This window comes from Janthinobacterium sp. GW821-FHT03C10, from assembly GCF_059420865.1.
On the sequence record NZ_JBWKUN010000004.1, the window covers coordinates 536,767 to 553,529 of the forward strand.

12 protein-coding genes are annotated in these 16,763 nt (G+C 60.2%); 9 read left to right on the forward strand and 3 right to left on the reverse strand.

The window, feature by feature from the left end; all coding sequences use genetic code 11:
- The first annotated feature begins 324 nt into the window (after positions 1 to 324).
- Both AC07VH_RS16695 and AC07VH_RS16700 read left to right on the forward strand, forming a co-directional pair.
- Complete coding sequence (locus AC07VH_RS16695; protein WP_494788716.1) at positions 325 to 2,613, forward strand: DUF4962 domain-containing protein; 2,289 nt, start codon at positions 325 to 327, stop codon at positions 2,611 to 2,613.
- Between the two features lie 336 nt (positions 2,614 to 2,949).
- Positions 2,950 to 4,146 carry a glycosyltransferase gene (locus tag AC07VH_RS16700; RefSeq protein WP_494804028.1) on the forward strand — a complete coding sequence of 399 codons (1,197 nt, stop codon included), beginning with the start codon at positions 2,950 to 2,952 and terminating at the stop codon, positions 4,144 to 4,146.
- A 35-nt stretch (positions 4,147 to 4,181) separates the two neighbouring features.
- Here the strand turns inward: AC07VH_RS16700 and AC07VH_RS16705 are convergent, their stop codons facing one another.
- The 3 genes from AC07VH_RS16705 to AC07VH_RS16715 are packed head-to-tail and all read right to left on the reverse strand — an operon-like array spanning position 4,182 to position 7,707.
- The gene (locus AC07VH_RS16705; RefSeq protein ID WP_489628449.1) at positions 4,182 to 5,261 is read right to left on the reverse strand and encodes a CapA family protein; all 1,080 of its coding nucleotides are present in this window, start codon (positions 5,259 to 5,261) and stop codon (positions 4,182 to 4,184) included.
- Positions 5,258 to 6,388, reverse strand: coding sequence for a glycosyltransferase family 4 protein (locus AC07VH_RS16710; protein WP_494788719.1), 1,131 nt, complete (start codon positions 6,386 to 6,388; stop codon positions 5,258 to 5,260). Before AC07VH_RS16710 ends, AC07VH_RS16705 begins: the two co-directional genes overlap by 4 nt.
- Entirely contained in the window at positions 6,352 to 7,707 is a 1,356-nt protein-coding gene (locus AC07VH_RS16715) for a phenylacetate--CoA ligase family protein (RefSeq protein ID WP_494788720.1), read from the reverse strand. Before AC07VH_RS16715 ends, AC07VH_RS16710 begins: the two co-directional genes overlap by 37 nt.
- Positions 7,708 to 8,041: 334 nt before the next feature.
- Here AC07VH_RS16715 and AC07VH_RS16720 point away from each other — a divergent pair, with 334 nt between their 5' ends.
- The 7 genes from AC07VH_RS16720 to AC07VH_RS16750 all read left to right on the forward strand — a co-directional run bounded on the left by AC07VH_RS16720 (position 8,042) and on the right by AC07VH_RS16750 (position 16,698).
- Entirely contained in the window at positions 8,042 to 10,051 is a 2,010-nt protein-coding gene (locus tag AC07VH_RS16720) for a heparinase II/III family protein (protein WP_494788721.1), read from the forward strand.
- Positions 10,052 to 10,062: 11 nt separating this feature from the next.
- A complete protein-coding gene (locus AC07VH_RS16725) occupies positions 10,063 to 11,373 on the forward strand; it encodes a nucleotide sugar dehydrogenase (RefSeq protein ID WP_475415848.1) in 1,311 nt (436 codons plus the stop codon).
- Positions 11,354 to 12,616: a glycosyltransferase family 4 protein gene (locus AC07VH_RS16730; RefSeq protein ID WP_475415849.1), complete on the forward strand. Its 1,263-nt coding sequence runs from the start codon at positions 11,354 to 11,356 to the stop codon at positions 12,614 to 12,616. Before AC07VH_RS16725 ends, AC07VH_RS16730 begins: the two co-directional genes overlap by 20 nt.
- Positions 12,617 to 12,666: 50 nt before the next feature.
- Positions 12,667 to 13,821 carry a nucleotidyltransferase family protein gene (locus AC07VH_RS16735; RefSeq protein ID WP_475415850.1) on the forward strand — a complete coding sequence of 385 codons (1,155 nt, stop codon included), beginning with the start codon at positions 12,667 to 12,669 and terminating at the stop codon, positions 13,819 to 13,821.
- Between the two features lie 20 nt (positions 13,822 to 13,841).
- The gene (locus AC07VH_RS16740) at positions 13,842 to 15,296 is read left to right on the forward strand and encodes a mannose-1-phosphate guanylyltransferase/mannose-6-phosphate isomerase (RefSeq protein ID WP_494788722.1); all 1,455 of its coding nucleotides are present in this window, start codon (positions 13,842 to 13,844) and stop codon (positions 15,294 to 15,296) included.
- Between the two features lie 181 nt (positions 15,297 to 15,477).
- Entirely contained in the window at positions 15,478 to 16,035 is a 558-nt protein-coding gene (locus tag AC07VH_RS16745) for an FxDxF family PEP-CTERM protein (protein WP_475415852.1), read from the forward strand.
- An 84-nt stretch (positions 16,036 to 16,119) separates the two neighbouring features.
- Positions 16,120 to 16,698, forward strand: coding sequence for an FxDxF family PEP-CTERM protein (locus AC07VH_RS16750; RefSeq protein WP_475415853.1), 579 nt, complete (start codon positions 16,120 to 16,122; stop codon positions 16,696 to 16,698).
- Positions 16,699 to 16,763: the final 65 nt, after the last annotated feature.

A 16,763-nucleotide genomic window follows, 5' to 3' on the forward strand; every position in this document is an offset into this window, starting at 1 on the left:
AGAAAATAATTAATAGTATTTATCTCAAGTTACTATTTGTTATTTTCTAATATTCATTGTCCAATATTTTAAAAAGTGTAATTTTATTTTATTTTGTTTTCTTTGTTGCAATTGAGTCATCTGGAAAATAATTTTTTTGCGTGGTTTTTTTATTTCTTGAGTTATTTGTTGGCCTGAAACAACGTGGTTTGTGGGTTGAAAGTGTATAGTGGTCGAATTAATGGCGCAGGCGAGAAATCATATTCAGGTGTTAATGAAATTGATGCAAGGCCGAATAATTGGTGGCCTGGCGCAGCGTCCACTTCTCCGTTGAAATTTCCGCCTGTGTCGAATCGTCTTTTGAGGGAGCCAACAATGATGTTCAATAAGCCGCTTCTTTCCGTCAGCCTGGCGCTGGCGACAAGTGTGTTTGCGGCACCCAGCCGCGCGGACTGGGCTGAGGCAGCGGATCTGTACGTGGTGCGGCCAGCGCCAGTGGATCGCCAGTCACAGGCGCAGAATCCACCGGCCTTTGCCTGGGCGCGTTACCCTGGTGCAATCAAGCCCGCCTACTATATGCTGGAAGTAAGCAAGAGTGGCACCGTCGTCGCCAACTACACATCCACACGTAATTTCTACCTGCCATCGAAGGCTTTAGCGATCGGCCAGTATTCCTGGCGCGTGCGTCCGAATACCAAGGTTGACTGGTCGACGCCACGCAGCTTTACCATCGACAGTTCTGCGCAACTATTCGAAGTGCCAGAAAACGATGCCATCAAGGCCCGCCTGCTCGCCCATGCGCGACCACGCCAGCAAGCGCCCGACTTCCTGCCGCAGGCATCCTGGTCGAGCGCCATGCAGGCTGCACGGGGGCCGGCGGTTGCCCGGCTGAGTCTGCAGGTGAGCAATCAGATAGAAGGGCAGGTGGCCAGCCTGACCGCGCCGACCGATGCACAGTGGCCGCTGACGTCGACCACGCCAACGGCGGCGCGTACCGCCTATATCGCGCAAATTACGCGTTCGATCGGCAATACGACCAACCAGGCCTTGGGCGCAGCCCTGTTGTACCGGATCACGGGAGAGTCCAAGTATCTGCAGGAAGCGTTGACGCGCGGCGATCAGCTGGCGGCGCTCGACCCTGACGGCATGACCAGTTATGTCAATCACGACATTGCCACGCGCAGCATCATGCTGGCACTGGCCAAGGTGTCGGATTTGATTGCGCCACAGCTGAACAAGGATGCGGCGCGCAAGGCGCGCTGGATGGCGGCGATCAGCGCCAGGGTTGCCCCGATGTATGCCGACCTTACCCGCGACAACTACCGTCTCGACGATGAACCGTACGATTCCCACGGCACGGTGGCGATGGGCTACCTGGCCGTTATCTCTGCCCTGACGATGGGCGATATCCCTGCGGCCACGACCTGGTTCGATTTTGCATTCCGCTCCTACGTCAATTCGATCTATGTCTGGAGCGGCCCGGAAGGCGGTTATTCGAATGGCACCTCCTATGCGATGTTCAGCACCGATTATGCATTGCAGTTGTGGCAGCCACTGATCGAGTCGACGGGGGTGAATATCTTCGACAAGCCCTGGGCCAAAGGGTTCTCGCGTTACCTGATGCATTTCCTGCCGCCGGGCGCCCCTGGTCAGGTTTTTGGCGACCAGAGTGAGGGCGATATTTACAACTTTGTGTTGAAGGGTTTTTCCGCGCGCATCAAGTCGCCGAATGCCGCGTGGTATGTCAAGAATATCGTCGGCGAGGAAGCGGACCTGACCTTGCTGCAGGCGCCATTTCCTCTCCCTGTCGATACCGTCAAGGAAGCGCCGGTTCCGCCACCGAACGCGGCTTTGTACCCGAGCATCGGCTGGGTTGCCATGCATAGCAATCTGGCGGACAGGGCACGTACTTCCGTGTATTTCAAGTCCAGCCCCTACGGTTCCTATAACCATAGCCATGGCGATCAGAACTCGCTCGTCATCGACAGCGGCGGACGCCGCCTGCTGATCGAGTCCGGTTATGAGGACTATTACTATTCGCCGCTGGTGCTGTCATGGTATCGCCAGACCAAGTCGCACAATGCGATTACCTTCAATGGCGGTATCGGTCAGGTCATCGACAAGAATACGCAAAACCTCGCCATGAATGGCAAGATCACGGCGTTTTCGACCACGCCGACACTCGATTATGCGGCTGGCGATGCCACGTTGTCGTATGGCGGAGCGCTCAGCTCGGCCGTGCGCAAGGTCTGGTATCTGCGCGGGCAGGATGCGGTCGTCGTTGTCGACAGGCTGGCGGCGCCGGGCCCGCTGTCGTTCGAATGGAACCTGCATGCGGGTGGGCCGATTCTCCGGGAAAGCGCCACGGCGGTGAAGATCACCAAGGTGGATCGTACCTTGTGCGTCAGTTCGCTCGGGAAGGAAGGCAATGCTTATCAGCTGCGCTCGGGCCCGCCGCCCAAACCGGGCACGACGGAAGACCATGGTGCGTTCGTCAGCACGGTGGCGGCCAAAAACGCGGAATTCATCGTACTGCTCGATGTCGGATGCAAGCGTCCCAAGGTCACGCTCACCACGAATGCGACGGGCAAGTCGTTGACGGTGGGTGCGCAGACGATCACCATCCCCAACTGAGCGAGGGAGGGGAACGCAGCGGGCATTGCCATGCGATGCCCGCCCGGATCAGCCTGCGGCTACCCGCAGGCTTTTTTTATGCGGACAGCAAAACTGCCCCGTCTTTGCCGCGGCTTCAGGGTTGCCTGCCATGTACGGGACCGCTCTCGCGAACGGGAAGCGCTCATGGCATTGTCTGACGCGGGCGCAGCCCGCGCGGCGACGCCAATTGGCTTTTGCCATCCATGAATTGTGATATATAATGCAATTTTTTTGTGGCTGACTTTGTGTTCCCGCCGCGTCTCTCTTCACTTTTCCCCCTCCTCGTCGACCATGTCCTTACATATCTTGCAGTTCGTGCCCGAGGCCCTGCCCACGTTCCGCGCCGATGTCAGCGTTTTGTTTGGCAAGTACTTGCCGCAGCATCAGGTGCTGTGCGATGTCGTCGGCAAGGCTTCTGCCGCGTCGCCCGAGCTGCAGGGCTTTCGATCTGTGCGCCGGCCGGCCTACCACCGCAGCCGCGCCCGCCGCGAACTGGCCTATTTTTTTCTGAGTTTGCGTGCATTGCTGCAAGTACGGCGCGGCAGGTGCGATGCCATCCAGGTACGCGACATGGTGCCGCTGGGTCTGCTGGCCATGCTGATCGCACGTTGCAAGGGCATTCCGTTTTATTACTGGGTCTCGTACCTGATGAGCGAAGGACGCATCGAGCGGGCGCAGGAGCAATTGCGGCAAGGCGCCGGCCTGCGCAGCCGGCTGGTATTGTGGAAGGGCCAGCTGGAGCAGGCTCTTCTCTACAAGGTGGTTTTGCCACGCGCGCAACATGTTTTCGTGCAAAGCGACGCCATGCTGGCCTTGCTGCAGGCGAAAGGCATCGCGGCGCAGCGCATGACGGCCGTGCCGATGGGGGTCGACATGGCGCTGCTGGGCAGGTCGCAGCCTCAGCCGCGCCGGCCGGAAGGCTGGGAGGCGGTACCGTTGATCGCTTATCTGGGCACCCTGGACAAGGCGCGCCAGCTGGAGCGGGTGATTGACGCGCTGGCGATCGTGCGCATGACCTCGCCGTCCACCTGTTTATTGTTGATTGGCAACTCGCCCACGCCACACGATGAAGTCCAGCTACTCGCGTATGTGCGCCAGGCGGGCTTGGAACAGGCGGTCCGCATCACGGGTTGGCTGCCTTCGGCGCAGGCGTGGCAGTTGCTGGTCGCCGCTGATGCGGCGGTCTCTTATGTTCCGCGCGGGCCCCTGTACGATGTCAGTTCACCGACCAAGCTGCTTGAATATCTGGCACTGGGCATGCCTGCGGTGGGCAACGACATTCCCGACCAAGCGCACGTGCTGGAAGCGAGCGGGGCCGGCTGGCTGACCACCAGCGATCCGCTTGCCATGGCGCAGGCATTGAACGAAATCCTGGCCGACCCCGTCGCGGCCCGCCAGCGCGCAGCCGGCGGCCCGGCTTACATCGAGGCGCACCGCAGTTACCGCGAACTTGCCGCGATGCTGGCGTGCCGCTACCAGGCCTTGCTGCCGCTCGCGTCCCGGGTCCGCTAGCTAGCGGACCGGCATCACCAGTTAGCGGACCGGCATCACCAGTTGTACGGTGTGTGCAGGCCGCTCCTGATCGCCAGTTTGCGCACCCTGACCTTGGCATCGAGCAGCGCCTGTTTGATGGCCGAGTCGATACGGCCCCAGCCGCGGTAACTCCAGAAGACGGTGCCGGCGCGCTTGCCTTCGCTGCCAAAGCGGCCCTTGGCCGCGAACCAGCGCCGGTACTGCGCATCGTCCATGCCCGCAAATGGTGTGCGTTGTTGGAGTTTTTCATCCTCTGCCGCCATCGCGGCACCCAGATAGGACAGGCGCTGTTCCTGCGGCGCGTAACGCAGCCAGTGCGAGCGCAAGCCGGCTGGCGTCAGTTCCAGCATCAGTTGTTCGCATACGGCAGGCGTCTTGTAGTGCAGCTTGCGGCCGCGGAAGTCGACTTGTGGCAACAGCAAATTACCGAGCGAGTAGGCGATGCTGCCATGCTTGTAAACTTCGTAACCCTGCGCCACGTGAGGATGGTGGCCGATGACATGGTTCACGCCCGCATCGATCGCCTGGCGTGCCCATTCCCGGTCGGCCGGCTGCGGGAACGTGGCCAGCTCGTAGCCCCAGTGCATGAAGGCGATCAACGTGGCATGCGGGAAATCGCGCCGCAATTGATGCAGCAGGGTCAGCGCCGCCGCAGGCTGGAAGAGCAGCGCCTCGTCATCCTGGCGGTCGCGCCGAGGTTCAGGCAAGGGAGAGCAGGCGGCAAAGAGCACATACTGCTGCTCCCCGACCTGGAATTCGCACCAAGGGTGTTCGCGCGTGCCGAACGCGGCAATGGAATTTGCCGCCAACATGGCCTTGCTGGACCCGATGCCGCCCACATAGTCCGAAATGTGGTTGTTGGCGAGGCCACAGGCGCGCACCTTGAGCGCCTTGAGCGTATCGATGACGCTGGCGTGCGAATACAGGTTGAACTTGTATTCGTTGTGCACGCTGCTCGCTTCGGCACTTGCAGCGAGGACGCCGCCTTCGAGGTTGACGACCATCTGGCCGTGCGCGCACAGGCGCTGCAACGCATCAAAGGCGAGCACATCGGCTTCAGGCCAGGCCAGGTCGCCGGCAACAAAAAGACTCATCGGGATACTTTCAAAAGATCTTGGTAGGCATCGGCCAGGCGGGCAATCGCTTGTTCCGTAGAAAATAGCTGACGGGTGCGCTGCATGGCCGCACGGGATAGCTCCGGCCAGCGCCCTTGCTGCCACAGGGCGGCAATGGCGGCCGCATAGGCGCCGGCCTCCGCGTCGAAAGGGACGACCATGCCGGCGGCGCCGATCACCGAGCGGTTGAAACCGTTATCCGTGGCGACGGGAACGCAACCCATGGCCATCGCTTCGGTCAGCGCGTTCGAGTGGCCCTCGCCATGGTGGCGTGTGGGGAAAATAAAGATGTGCGAGCGGCCCAGCGCTTCGAGCACTTCTGCCGACGGCAGCGACCCGAGCCACTGTGCGCCCACCGGCGCATACTCGCTGCGCAGATTGGCGATCAGCTGCGCGTCGCCCGGGCCGATGATGGCGATCTCGCAGTCCACTCCCTGTGCCTGCAGCAGTTGTGCCGTCTGCAAGGCGGTGGCGACGCCCTTTTCCAGGTTAACCCGCCCCACATACACAAGCCGCAGCGGCGATGTGCGCTCGCAAGAGCGTTGCGGTAGGCTGCCTGTCGCGATATGGTTGGGCAGATAAAATGCCTTGCCGCCTGTTGTCTCGGCAACGAAGGGCGCATAGTCCATGCCTTCGATCATGATCTGGTCTGCGCTGCACAGCAGGCGTCGGAACAGCCAGCGGTACAGGGGGCCGAGGCGGGCATAGTGCTTGTGCATGGAGCCGGCGCGAATATCATAGATCGTCTTGACGCCATGCCTGCGCGCCTGGCGCAGCAACAGGATTTCGCCGATTGCAAAGTGTTTGTACAGGCCCGTCAAGTGCAGGATCTTCGATTCAGGCCCTGGTTTGCTCATGGCGCGGATCTGCCGCCGCAGGGCCGCAAAGCCGCTCAGGTAGCCACGCAGTTTGGCCAGCGCGTTACCTCGCGGTTGAGGGTAATACAATTCATGCACGATGGTGCCGCCAGCGCGCAGGGCATCGATGGTGCGCCGGTTGCATGCTTCGTAGCCACCTACGGGCGTTGCGCCGGACAACGGGATGGGGCCGCAAAAGAGTATTGTGGCTTTCATCGTCTCTCCGCCAGAGCCTTGGCGCCAGGCCATTCTTGTACGATCCACTTGAACTTGCCGCTCGATTGCAGCGCCAAATCCTCCACCAGCACGATGTCAACTGCTACTTTCAGGCTTACATACTTGTCGAAATGTTCGCGCAAAGCCAGTCCGTCGGTGTTCGTATAGCCATGGTCTGGCACCACGCGCAATTGCCATTGCCCCGGGCCAACCTGCGCCACCTGCGTTTTTTTGATGTTGGCGAGAAATTTGACGGCAAAGGTAATGATGCCCGCACTGATGGGCGTGCCTTCGCTGTCATACAGCTGATCCTCAACCTTGCCGGAGGATAGTTCGATACGGCGATAATGCCTGCCGCAGGGGCAGGCACCCGATACCCAGCGTGCGCGGTCGGCAATGCGGTAGCGCACCAGCGGCATCGCATGGTTATGCAGGGTGGTCCCGACCACGTAGCCGAAATCGTCCGTGGGCCGATCGTGCTGATCCAGGATTTCCACGTAGGAATATTCTGGATGCAGGTGGTAGTACCCATGTTCGCACTGGCCGGCAAAGGCGATGCGTTCGGCCATGCCGTAGAAGTCGAATACCTTGCAGCCAAAGGCGCGTTCGATTTGTTCGCGCTGGGCCGGGTAGACGGGTTCGGAACCGGTGACGACGCCGCGCAGGCGTAAGGGGTGTGCCAGTCGTTCTGCCGCGCGCGCCAGCTCAAATGCTGCCGATGGATAGGCCCGCAACTGTTTGGCCCCGACGCGGGCTATGCTGTTGAGCATATCCTCGGCCGTGTCCCGGTTCATGTGGCGCGTCGATACCAGCAACTGCTTGCCGAAACGGTCCCATAGCCAGGGCTGCGCATCCTGCTGGCTGATACCGATGACCTGGTCCCCCCGCAAGATGGCTTGTGCCTGGCCATTTTCATGGCCGGCCCAGTGCCAGAACTGCAGCTGAAACGCTTCTTCCCAGATAATCGAATCGATGCTGCGGAACACTTCCAGCGGCGTGCCGGATGAGCCGCTGGTTTTTCCCTGTGCCCACCATGGACGGCGTTTCCCCCCGTTCGGATAAAAACTGTCGCGTCCGGAGACAAGGTCGGGTTTGCTGATCACGGGGTACGTCGCGCTCAGCCAGTCGCGGACGGGTACATCGGCAGGTACCTCGGCCATGCGGGCATAGCGAGGCAGTCGACGCGCGCTCGCGAGAGTGGTGCGCAGCAGGCTTTCCTGACGTGCCATCAACTGTTCCGCAGACCAGTGCTCGCGTGCGACCAGCGCGCGTGCACGGGCCAGGGCAAAGGGATTGCGGCGTACCAGATGGCGTGTCAGGAACGATAAATTTTTCGTAACTGGAAAAGGCATACGTGAGCTTCTTAGATAGGAGGGTTCCGGCGCACACAGGTGGTGGGTGATACGGGTCGATTATGTTGACGTATATGAAATTTTTCCACTTGCCCGGACTATAGCGTTATCGGGCCATCTCCGTCAAATGGGTAAGTAAAATAGGCTTTCTCACAGGCATCATGCGTGGGGTGGGGGATGTTGCTCGGCGCCATAGACTTCGCAGTTTTGCTGCAATACGGTATTATCATGTCATTGAATTAATAATAATTCCACAAGGAAATTCCTGCCGGTGTGCATTGGATGCGCTTGAAGATGGCAGGCAACAACATGAAAAGAATGGAACGGTAAGGGTATGACGTCGATCGCATGGAAAATCAACCGCATGAAGCTGATGGGCGCACCCGAAATTGCCTGGCGGGTGCAGCAATTGCTGCAAAAAAAAGCCAGCAAACTGGGCATCGGCTTGCTGCGCCGCGTGCCAGCGCCGCAATTGACGCGTCTGGGCCTGCCCTTCCTGGCCGGTGACGGCCGCGACACGGATATCGCCTCCTTGCGCATCGCGGCCGATGCCGTGCTGGCGGGCTGCTGGAATGTCTTCGCCCTGCGTGGCGCGGAGCTGGGTTTTCCGCCGGAATGGAACCGCGATCCGAAGACAGGTACCGTGGCGCCGCTGACCTTGGGCAAGCAGATCGATTACCGCAGCGAAAAAGTGGTCGGCGATATCAAGTATCTGTGGGAACCGAACCGGCACCTGGAGCTGGTGGCGCTGGCACAGGCATGGACAGTGACGGGCGAGCAGCGCTACGCCGATGGCGCGCGCACCTTTCTGCAGTCGTGGTTCGAGCAATGCCCGTATCCCATGGGCGTGAACTGGACCAGTTCGCTTGAACTGGCGCTGCGCCTGTTGAACTGGGCTTGTGCCTGGGAATTGCTGGGTGGTGCGGCTTCGCCGCTGTTCCAGGGCGAAGCGGGGCAGCGTTTCCTGCAGCAGTGGCTTGCCGCCATCTACCAGCATGCCCACTTCATCGCCGGTTATTTTTCGCGCCATTCGTCGGCGAACAACCATCTGTTCGGTGAATATATGGGCTTGTTTGTGGCCAGTAGCGTGTGGCCTTGCTGGCCTGAAAGCGCGAAATGGCAGGCGCTGGCGCGCCAGGGGCTGGAAGAGGAGGCGCTCAAGCAAAATACGCCAGATGGCGTGAACCGCGAACAAGCCGTCTATTACCAGCATGAAGTGATGGACATGATGCTGCTGTGCCAGAGGATAGGGCAGGCCAACGGCGCGGGCTTTTCCGTGGCGTACCTGCAGCGCCTGGAGCGCCTGGCCGACTTTATCGCTTCTCTCATGGACGTGGAGGGCAACGTGCCGATGACGGGCGATGCCGACGATGCGCAGATGGTGCGCCTGGCGCACGAGGATGGCTGGCATCGCTACCGCTCGTTGCTGGCCAGCTGCGCCGTGTTGTTTGGCCGCGCCGACTTCAAGCGCAAGGCCATGCATTTTGACGACAAGAACCGCTGGCTGTTTGGTGTGGCGGGCTTGCAACAGTGGCAGGCGCTTGATGGCCGCTTGCCGGAGGCGCCCGTGATGGCGTTTCCGGACGGCGGCTACTTTTTGCTCGGAAGCCAGTTTGGCACGGCCGATGAAGTGCGCCTGGTGGCAGACTGCGCACCGCTCGGCTACCTGTCCATTGCCGCGCATGGCCATGCCGATGCATTGGCCTTTACCCTCTCCGTCGCCGGTGAGGAATTGCTCACCGATCCAGGTACCTACGCCTATCACACGCAAAAAAAATGGCGCGACTACTTCCGCAGCACGCCCGCGCATAACACCGTATCTGTCGACGGGCAGGACCAGTCTGAAATCGGCGGCAATTTCATGTGGCTGAAAAAAGCCAATGCGCGCATGATTGCTCATGAAACGAATTCTGAGGTGCAAGTTTTTGAGGGCGAACACGATGGCTACAGCCGCCTGGCCGATCCCGTGCTGCACCGGCGTCGTATCGAATTCAACTTTAATAATAAATGCATTGTTGTAAAAGACATATTACAATGTACAAATGTACATGATATTTCCGTGCATTGGCAGTTCGGCGAACATTGCCTGGTCACCGTCAACGACGGGCAATTGCAGGCACAGGGCCAGCGGTCCTGCTTGCGCATGCGCTGTTCGCATGGAACGCTGGAGGTATTGCGCGGCAGCGAGACGCCGCCTGGCGGCTGGATATCGCGCCGCTTCGACGAGAAATCACCGATTGCCAGCGCCGCCTGGCGCATGCGGGTGCAGGGGACAACTGAAATCGTGACGTACATCGAGCTGATGCCGCAGACGTCGCCGGCTAATTCGCCGGCTAATCATTAAGGGAGCATATTTTGAAAATCAGTATTTTTGGCCTCGGCTACGTGGGTGCGGTCTCTGCCGGTTGCCTGGCAACGGATGGGCATGAAGTGATCGGCGTCGATCCGAACAAGACCAAGGTCGACCTGATCAACCAGGGCACCACGCCCATCATCGAGAAGGATATCGGCGAGATGATCGCCGCCACCGTGAAGAGCGGCCATTTGCGCGCCACGGCGGACGTGCGCGACGCCGTCTTCGGCTCGGACATGTCGCTGATCTGCGTGGGTACGCCTTCGCAGCTCAATGGCAACCTGGACCTGAGCCACGTGCGCAAGGTGTGCCAGGAAATCGGCGCCGCCATCGCCGAGAAGGACAGCTTCCACGTCGTCGTGGCGCGCTCGACCATGCTGCCCGGCTCCATGCGCGCGCTCGTCATTCCGACCCTGGAAGCGGCATCGGGCAAGGTGGCCGGCGTCGATTTCGGCGTGTGCAACAACCCGGAATTCCTGCGCGAAGGCACGGCCGTCTACGATTACTACAATCCGCCGAAGACGGTCATCGGCGAATCCGATGAAAAGGCGGGCGCGCTGCTGGTGCAGCTGTATGAAAAGATGGATGCGCCGCTCGTGCGCACGGACGTCGAGACGGCCGAAATGGTGAAATACACGGACAACACCTGGCACGCCGTCAAAGTGGCGTTCGCCAACGAGATCGGCAATATCTGCAAGGCCGTCGGCATCGATGGCCACAAGGTGATGGAAATCTTCTGCCAGGACACCAAGCTGAACCTGTCGCCGTACTACATGAAGCCGGGCTTTGCCTTCGGCGGATCCTGCCTGCCGAAAGACGTGCGCGCGCTGACCTACAAGGCGCGCAGCCTGGACCTCGATTTGCCCTTGCTTAACTCCATCCTGCCGTCGAACCAGCGGCAAGTGGAAAAGGGCATCAAGATGATCGTCGACAAGGGGGCGCGCAAGGTGGGCATCCTGGGCTTCTCGTTCAAGGCCGGCACGGATGACTTGCGCGAGTCGCCGCTGGTCGACGTGATCGAGTATCTGCTGGGCAAGGGCTACGAACTGAAGCTGTACGACAAGAACGTCAACCTGGCCGCCCTGACGGGCGCCAACCAGGATTACATCCTCAATCACATCCCGCACATCTCCAAGCTGATGGTGACGAGCATGCAGGACGTGCTCGATTTCGCCGACACCATCGTCATCGGCAATGGCGCGGCCGAATTCAAGACCGTGCCCGCCAGCCTGCGGCCGCACCAGCACATCGTCGATCTGGTGCGCATCAGCAAGGATCAAAGTGGAGAGCAATATGACGGCATCTGCTGGTAAGCCCGTGGCTGCCCAAGCAAGGCGGGTGCTGATCCTGGTGGAAAACCTGCCGTCGCCCTTCGACCGGCGCGTGTGGCAGGAAGCGACCACCCTGCATGCGAATGGCTATGACGTGTCGATCATCTGCCCGACGGGCAAGGGCTACGAGTCGCGCTACGAAGCCATCGACGGCATCCATATCTACCGCTACCATCTGCCGCTGGAAGCGGAAGGGGCGAAGGGCTACCTGGTGGAATATTCGCTGGCGCTGTTCCATACTTTCCGCCTGGCGTGGAAAGTGCATTTCGCGCGCGGATTCGATGTGATTCACGCCTGCAATCCGCCCGATTTGCTGTTCCTCATCGGCGGCTTCTTCAAGCTGACGATGGGCAAGCGTTTCCTGTTCGACCACCATGACATCAATCCGGAACTGTACGAAGCGAAGTTCGGCCGCCGCGATTTCTTCTACAAGCTGATGGTGCTGTTCGAGCGCTGGTCGTTCCAGAGCGCCGACGTGTCGATCGCCACCAACGAGTCGTACAAGAAGATCGCCATCGAGCGGGGCGGCATGAAGCCCGAGGATGTCTATGTGGTGCGCAGCGGACCCAAGCTGGACCGCCTGCGCGTGCTGCCGCCCGTGCCGGAACTCAAGAAGGGCCGCACTTACCTGGTCGGCTACGTGGGCGTGATGGGCGCGCAGGAAGGCATCGATCTCCTGCTGCAGGCGGCGCAATACATCGTGCAGACCTTGAAGCGCGAAGACGTGCAGTTCGGCCTGGTGGGCGGCGGCACCTCGCTGGAACAGATGAAGCAGATGGCGCAGGACATGGGCATCGGCGACTACGTGACTTTCACGGGGCGCGTGCCGGACCAGCAATTGCTGGAAATGCTCAATACCTCGGATGTGTGCGTGAATCCCGACGTGGCCAACGACATGAACGACAAGTCGACCATGAACAAGATCATGGAATACATGGCCCTTGGCAAGCCGATCGTGCAGTTCGACCTGGTCGAGGGCAAGGTTTCGGCACAGCAGGCATCGCTGTATGCCTTGAAGAACGATCCCATCGACATGGCACGCAAGATCGTCGAGTTGCTGGATGATCCTGCCCGCCGCGAGCAGATGGGCGCGTTCGGCCGTCATCGCGTCATCAATGAGCTGGAATGGGAATATGAGGCGCCCAAGCTGCTGGCCGCGTATGCGCGCCTGTTTCCCGCTGCCGTGACCGCGGCGTCGGTAACGCTGAGCAAGGATGGCCGCTGACATGGGCCGCCCAATCAGCCATCCCCAATCCTGATGGAGCAAGCCCGACAATGAAAGCAATGATACTGGCAGCAGGCAAAGGTACGCGCGTGCAGCCCCTGACCTACGATTTGCCCAAGCCGATGATCCCTATCTTGGGTAAACCCGTGATGGCGTACCTGGTGGAACATCTGGCGCAGCATGGCGTGACCGACATCATGGTCAACGTCAGCTACCTGCATGAAAAGATCGAGGAGTATTTCGGCGAAGGCCACCAGTTCGGCGTGCAGATCGGCTATTCCTTCGAAGGCTATACGAACGATGCGGGCGAGGTCGTGCCGCAACCGCTGGGTTCGGCCGGCGGCATGAAGAAGATCCAGGAGTTTGGCGGCTTTTTTGACGACACGACGATCGTGCTGTGCGGCGACGCCTTGATCGACCTCGACCTGGAATCGGCCCTGCTTGAGCACCGCCGCACGGGGGCGCTGGCCTCCGTCGTCACCCTGGAAGTGCCGTGGGACAAGGTATCGAGCTACGGCGTGGTGGTCAGCGACGCCGCCGGACGCATCCGCGCCTTCCAGGAAAAGCCGGCCCAGGCCGATGCGCTGTCCAATTGCGTCAGTACCGGTATCTATATTTTCGAGCCGGAAGTGCTGGACCTGATTCCCTGCGACCGCCCCTTCGATATTGGTTCGGAACTGTTTCCCTTGCTGGTGGAAAAGGGCTTGCCGTTCTATGCGCAAAAGCGCCAGTACAACTGGATCGACATCGGCAGCGTCAAGGATTACTGGGAAGTGCTGCAAAGCGTGCTGATGGGGGAGGTTGCCCAATTGCATGTGCCTGGCACGCAGATTGCCGATGGGGTATGGGCGGGCTTGAATACCCGCATCGACTGGAGTGGCGGGACGCGCATCGAGGGCCCCGTCTACATCGGCTCGGGTTGCCGCATCGATGCGGGTGCCGTCATCGTCGGGCCCACGTGGATCGGCCATGGCAGCCATGTCTGCGCCGGCGCCGAAGTGGTGCGCAGCGTGCTGTTCGAATACACGCGCGTGCTGCCTGATGTGGTGCTCGATGAAATGATCGTCTTCAAAGATTATAGTGTCGACCGCGTCGGCCGGATGCGCCATGTTTCCGATGCGCAAGCCCATGCCTGGGGCAATGCGCGTGACCGGCGCAGCTTGCGCCGCGCGGAAACGTCGCCGGCCCTGTATGCTGCCCAATAAAATGTTTGTGAAGTGAAGCTATGAAAATTTATCCAGTTATCCTGTCCGGCGGTTCGGGCACCCGTTTATGGCCGCTGTCGCGCGCCGTATTGCCCAAACAACTGTTGCCGCTGGTAACGGACAAGACCATGTTGCAGGAAACGGCGCTGCGCGTGCAGGGCCTGCCCAACCGCCGCGCCGGCGATAGCGGGGTGGCCGGTTTTGACGTCATGCCGCCACTGGTAGTGTGCGGCAATGAGCACCGCTTCATGGTGGCCGAGCAATTGCGCGAAATCGGCTTGCCGCCGCTGGGTATTTTGCTCGAACCGGTGGGGCGCAACACGGCGCCGGCCGTGGCCGTGGCGGCGCAATACCTGCTGGCCATCGACCCGCAGGCGCTGATGCTGGTCTTGCCGGCCGACCATGTCATCACGGACGTGGCCGCGTTTCACCAGGCCATCGCCGAAGCGGCCCTGCTGGCGGCCGACGGCGCCCTGGCTACCTTCGGCATCGTGCCGACGGCGCCGGAAACGGGTTATGGCTACATCCGTAGCGGCGCACCCGTGAGCCAGGGGGCCGCGGGTTGCAAGGTCGAGCGTTTCGTGGAAAAGCCGGACTTGGCCACAGCGCAGTCGTTCCTTGCCGCTGGTAATTATTTCTGGAACAGCGGCATGTTCCTGTTCCGCGCCGAACGCTACCTGGGCGAGCTGGGGCAATTCCAGCCCGCCATGCTTGCCGCCTGCGAGACGGCCGTGCGCGACGGCTACCGCGACCTCGATTTCTGCCGCCTGGAAGAGAAGGCCTTCGCCGCCTGCCCATCCGATTCGATTGACTATGCCGTCATGGAACATACGGCGCATGCGGTGGTGCTGCCTGCCGCCATTGGCTGGAGTGATGTCGGCTCCTGGTCAGCCTTGTGGGAAGTGCAGCAGGGCGATGCCGACGGCAACGTCGTGCGCGGCGACGTGTATCTCGATGGCGTGAGCAATTGCCTGGTGCGCGCCGAGCGCCGCATGGTGGCCGTGCTGGGCGTGCAGGACCTGGTCGTGGTGGAAACGGACGACGCCATCCTGGTGGCGCACAAGGACCAGGTGCAGCGCGTGAAACAGGTGGTCGACCACTTGAAGCAGGCGGGACGCAGCGAACACGTGCAGCACCGTAAGGTGTACCGCCCATGGGGCAGTTATGAAGGCATCGATATCGGCGAACGCTTCCAGGTCAAGCGCATCACCGTCAATCCGGGCGGCAAGCTGTCGCTGCAGATGCACCACCACCGTGCCGAGCATTGGGTCGTCGTCAGCGGCACGGCGCAAGTCACGTGCGGCGACAAGGTGACCTTGCTGACGGAAAACGAATCAACGTACATCCCCATCGGCATGACGCACCGGCTGGAAAACCCGGGCAAGCTGCCCTTGCACCTGATCGAAGTGCAGTCGGGCAGTTATCTGGGCGAGGACGACATCGTGCGGCTGGAGGATGTCTACCGGCGCGTCTGATTACCTTGTTGACGATATCCGCGCAGCGAAACTATTGGCTTAAGGAATGATGCTATAAAGTAACTTTTAATTAAACAATAGTTAACATAAAAAATTGCTTTATGCTATGATTCTGCCTGGTTTGATCAGATAACTCATGCGGAAGCGCTGGCGCTTCCGCATTCACGTTGAGTGGAATCGCATGAAGAAAAATACGTATTCGGTGCTGGCCGCGCTGGCCTTTGCCGGTTCAGCTTTATTCGCGCAGGCAGCCTGTGCCGCGCCCGTCGACATCAGCTCCACGCCTGGCGCCGTCAATCTGGCAGCGGGCGGTTCGCTGACCTTTGGCGACAAGTTCAAAAACAATCAAAAGAGCAATTTTTTCAATGACCTGTTCACGTTCAACGTGGCACAGGCCAGCGACCTGAGCGTGGTACTGAACTCGCGCAGCAGCAGCGCTGCGAATGGCCTGAACCTGACGGGTTTCGGCTTGTACAGCAGTGTTGGCAATACCTTGCTGCTGGGCGGCGATCAGTTGTTGACCGGCATTAATGACAAGTGGACCCTGTCGTACGCCAATCTGGCTGCCGGTTCCTACTATCTGAAAGTCAGCGGCAACGTGGTGTCGAACACGGGCGCGGCTTTCAGCGCGAATGGCAGCCTGATATCGGCCGTACCGGAACCTGGCACGTATGCGATGTTGCTGGCGGGCCTGGGTCTGCTGGGCTTCATGGCACGCCGTCGCCAGAAGGCGGCTTGAGCCCTGCCTGGCTGATTGGCATCCTCGTTTGCGTTTCCATCCCGCAACTGGCATGAGCCGGTTGCAGTCATCTTGGTGAAAAGTATGAAAAAATTCCTGAAATCCCTGTTTGTGGCCGCCATGTTTGCCGGCAGCAGCCTGGCCGCCCATGCGGCGCCGGTTGACATCAGCCACGCCACGGTGGATCTGACGCAAGACTTGCTCGATTATTCCAGCAGTGACCTGCTGGGCTCGTTTTCGCTGGCATCCGGCCAGTTGGCCGGCGCGGGCAATAACTTTTTCAGCGACAAATTCACGTTCAGCGTGACCGGTTTGAATGACCTGAGCGCGCTGGCGACGTCGCTCAAGCCGAGCGCCAACTCCGGCCTGACGCTGACCGGTTTCAGCCTGGGCAACGCCAGCGGCATTCTGTTTCATGGCGCGCTAGACCTGATCAATTTCACGGCGCAGGACCAGGCGTGGTCGCTGCAGTCCGGCTCCACGCCTTTGGCTGCTGGCAATTACTTCCTGCAAATTGACGGTTATGTCGCTTCGCCAACTGGCGGCAGCTATAGCGGCATCCTGGCCGTCACGCCGGTACCGGAACCGGAAACCTACGGCATGTTGCTGGCGGGCTTGGCTTTGGTCGGCTTCATGGCGCGCCGCCGCAAGTTGCAAGTCTGAAAGATTTAATTTTGCATGTAAAAAACGGAGGCTGAGGCCTCCGTTTTTTTTTCGCAGGCTGATGT